The 3,679-nt window shown below is 71.5% G+C and carries 2 protein-coding genes and 1 pseudogene; 1 reads left to right on the forward strand and 2 read right to left on the reverse strand.

What is annotated here, in order from left to right; all coding sequences use genetic code 11:
* Positions 1-262: 262 nt before the first annotated feature.
* Together pruA and MHW47_RS33365 are read right to left on the reverse strand one after the other, a co-directional pair.
* The gene (gene pruA / locus MHW47_RS33360) at positions 263-1,894 is read right to left on the reverse strand and encodes an L-glutamate gamma-semialdehyde dehydrogenase (RefSeq protein WP_239227591.1); all 1,632 of its coding nucleotides are present in this window, start codon (positions 1,892-1,894) and stop codon (positions 263-265) included.
* Between the two features lie 42 nt (positions 1,895-1,936).
* On the reverse strand, positions 1,937-2,863 hold the full coding sequence (locus MHW47_RS33365) for a proline dehydrogenase family protein (RefSeq protein ID WP_239227592.1): 927 nt from the start codon (positions 2,861-2,863) through the stop codon (positions 1,937-1,939).
* A 189-nt stretch (positions 2,864-3,052) separates the two neighbouring features.
* Between MHW47_RS33365 and MHW47_RS33370 the strand changes: the two are divergent.
* Positions 3,053-3,679, forward strand: a pseudogene (locus MHW47_RS33370) (PucR family transcriptional regulator); the annotation flags it as partial.

A 3,679-nucleotide genomic window follows, 5' to 3' on the forward strand; every position in this document is an offset into this window, starting at 1 on the left:
GGCGGCGCGGGGCGCGCGGACGGTGACGGTGGGGCTGGGCTTCGCCGCGTTCGGGCTGGTGCTGCGGCGCCACCGCCGGCTGTACGGCCGCTACCTGGCGCTGCTGGGCGGGGGCTTCGCGGTGGGGCTCGGGGTGATCGTGCACGGCTGGGGCTGAGCCGGTCCGGGGCGCGGACGCCGCGGACATGGAGACCGCCCCCCGCCCGGCAGGGGAACCGGGCGGGGGGCGGGGTGTGCGGGGGCTGCCCCGGAGGGCGGCCGCTCAGCCCTGGTGGGGGTAGGTGTAGTCGGTCGGCGGGACCAGGGTCTCCTTGATGGCCCGGGTGAGGGTCCAGCGCTGGAGGTTCTGGGGGGCGCCCGCCTTGTCGTTCGTGCCCGAGGCCCGGCCGCCGCCGAAGGGCTGCTGGCCGACGACGGCACCGGTCGACTTGTCGTTGATGTAGAAGTTGCCTGCGGCGTACCGCAGCTTCTCCATCGTGTACGCGGCCGCCGCGCGGTCGTTCGCGATGACGGAACCGGTCAGGGCGTAGTCGGAGACCGACTCCATCTGGTCCAGCATCGCGTCGTACCGGTCGTCCTCGTAGACGTGGACGGCGAGGATCGGGCCGAAGTACTCGGTCGTGAAGACCTCGTTCTCCGGGTCGGTGCACTCGATGACGGTCGGGCGGACGAAGTAGCCGACCGAGTCGTCGTAGGTGCCGCCCGCGACGATCGTGCAGGCCGGGTCGGCGGCGGCACGGTCGATCGCGGCCTTGTTCTTCGCGAAGGCGCGGTCGTCGATCACGGCGCCCATGAAGTTCGACAGGTCCGTGACGTCGCCCATGGTGATGGAGTCGACCTCGGCCGTGAACGCCTCCTTGAAGCCCGAGTTCCAGATGGAGGCCGGGATGTAGGCGCGCGAGGTCGCCGAGCACTTCTGGCCCTGGTACTCGAAGGCGCCGCGGGTGAGCGCGGTCTTCAGGACGGCCGGGTCGGCCGACGGGTGGGCGACGACGAAGTCCTTGCCACCGGTCTCGCCGACGAGCCGCGGGTAGGTGCGGTAGTTGGCGATGTTGTTGCCGACGGTCTTCCACAGGTGCTGGAAGGTCGGGGTCGAGCCGGTGAAGTGGATGCCGGCCAGGTCGCGGTGGTTCAGGGCCACCTCGGAGACGGCGATGCCGTCGCCGGTCACCAGGTTGATGACGCCCTTGGGCAGGCCGGCCTCCTCCAGGAGCCGCATCAGCAGCACGGCGGCGTGGGTCTGCGTCGGGGACGGCTTCCACACGACGACGTTGCCCATGAGGGCGGGCGCGGTCGGCAGGTTGGCGGCGATGGCCGAGAAGTTGAACGGCGTGATCGCGTAGACGAAGCCCTCCAGCGGGCGGTGGTCCATGCGGTTCCACACGCCGGGGGAGTTCGCCGGGGGCTGCTCGGCGAGGATCTGGCGCGCGTAGTGCACGTTGAAGCGCCAGAAGTCGACCAGCTCGCAGGGGCAGTCGATCTCGGCCTGCTGGGCGGTCTTGCCCTGGCCCAGCATCGTGGAGGCGGCCAGGGTCTCGCGCCACGGGCCGGCCAGCAGCTCGGCGGCGCGCAGGATGATCGCGGCGCGGTCGTCGAAGGACATCGCGCGCCAGGCCGGGGCGGCGGCCAGGGCGGCGTCGATCGCGTCCCGCGCGTCCTGCTCGGTGGCGCCGGCGAACGTGCCGATGACGGCCTTGTGGTTGTGCGGCTGGACGACGTCCACGCGGGCGCCGCCGCCCATCCGCTTCTCGCCGCCGATGGTCATGGGCAGGTCGATGGGGTTCTGGCTGAGCTCCTTGAGCTTGGCCTCCAGGCGGGCGCGCTCCGGGGTGCCCGGGGCGTAGGAGTGAACCGGCTCGTTGACCGGCGCGGGGACCTGGGTCACAGCGTCCATGGTGTCCTTTGCTCCTTCAGTCGTGGGAGGGGTGGAGGGGGCTCAGCCCTTGGTGAGAATGGAGCGGCCGAAGAACAGCAGGTTGGCCGGCTTCTCCGCGAGGCGGCGCATGAAGTACCCGTACCAGTCGGTGCCGTACGCGGTGTAGACACGCATGCGGTGGCCCTCGGCCGCGAGCCGGAGGTGCTCCTCGCTGCGGATGCCGTACAGCATCTGGAACTCGTACTCGTCCAGCTTGCGGCCGGCCTGCCGGCCCAGCTCCTGGGCGATGGCGATGAGACGCGGGTCGTGGGAGCCGATCATCGGGTAGCCCTCGCCGCGCATCAGGATCTTCAGGATGCGGACGTACGCCTTGTCGATCTCGGCCTTGTCCTGGTAGGCGACGGAGGCGGGTTCCTTGTAGGCGCCCTTCACGATGCGCACGCGGCTGCCGGCGTCGGCGAGGCGGCGGGCGTCCTCCTCGGTGCGGAAGAGGTACGCCTGGATGACGCAGCCGGTCTCCGGGAAGTCCTTCCGCAGCTCCTCGTGGATGGCGAACATCGAGTCGAGGGTGGTGTGGTCCTCGGCGTCCAGCGTCACCGTGGTGCCGATCGCGGCGGCGGCCTCGACCACCGGGCGCACGTTGGCCAGGGCCAGCTCGTGGCCGCCGTCCAGGGACTGGCCGAACATCGAGAGCTTGACGGACATCTCCGCGCGGGTGCCCAGGCCCAGGCCCTCCAGGCGGCCGATCAGCTCCAGGTAGGCGTCGCGCGCGGCGGCGGCCTGCTCGGGCGTCGTGATGTCCTCGCCGACGACGTCGAGGGTGACCTCCAGGCCCTTGGCGGCCGCGTCCTCGATGACCGGGACCACCTGGTCGACGGTCTCACCGGCGATGAAGCGGTCCACGACCTGCTTGGTGCCGGGCGCGGCCGAGACGAACCGGCGCATCCGGTCGCTGCGCGACGCGGCGAGAATCACGGGACCCAGCACGGGGCACCTCCACGGAAAGTACGAACGAAGCCACACCGCCGTATATGCCGTCTGACGAACATAAGCGGTACAGCACGGAGAACCACCGTGAAATCTAAGGATCGCTCTCCCGCCCTGCCATCGACAGCTGCCACACATCCGTGGACTGGATCTCAGACATATGTCTGAAGGGGGTGCGAGAATGGCCGGGTGAAGGGCGATTACCAGGAGCTGGTGGACGAGATCTCGGCCCTGCTCGGCGTCCCCGCGACGCTGGAGAACCGGGACTTCGGCCTGGTCGCCTTCGGGGCCCACGACAGCGACGACACCACGGCCATGGACCCCGTCCGCACCCGGTCGATCCTCACCCGCCGGTCCACCCCGGCGGTCCGCGCCTGGTTCGAGAACTTCGGCATCACCCGCGCCACAGGCCCGGTCCGCATCCCCGCCACCCCCGAGGCCGGCGTCTACCGCGACCGGATCTGCCTGCCGGTACGCCATCGGGGTGTCGTCCTCGGTTACGTGTGGCTGCTGGGCGCCGACCCCGGGCCGACCGACCGGCAGCTCGACGCGGCGATGGACGTGGCCGCCCGCATCGGCGCGCTGCTCGCCGACGAGGAGCGGGCGGGCACCGACCTGTCCCGGGAGTTCGGCGCGGTCCTCACCGCCGGACGCGGCTGGCAGCGGGACATGGCGGTCGCCGCCCTCGCCGAGGCGCTCGGCCCCGACGCGGGGGGACTGCACACCGTGGTGTGCGTGGCCCCCTGGACGGACGGCGCGCCCGCCGTGCGCACGGTGCCCTCGGCCGCGGCGCTGACCGGGGCTCCGCCGGCGGGC

The sequence above is a fragment of the Streptomyces sp. OfavH-34-F genome (genome assembly GCF_022347745.1).
In the GTDB taxonomy this organism is placed as follows: Bacteria; Actinomycetota; Actinomycetes; order Streptomycetales; family Streptomycetaceae; genus Streptomyces.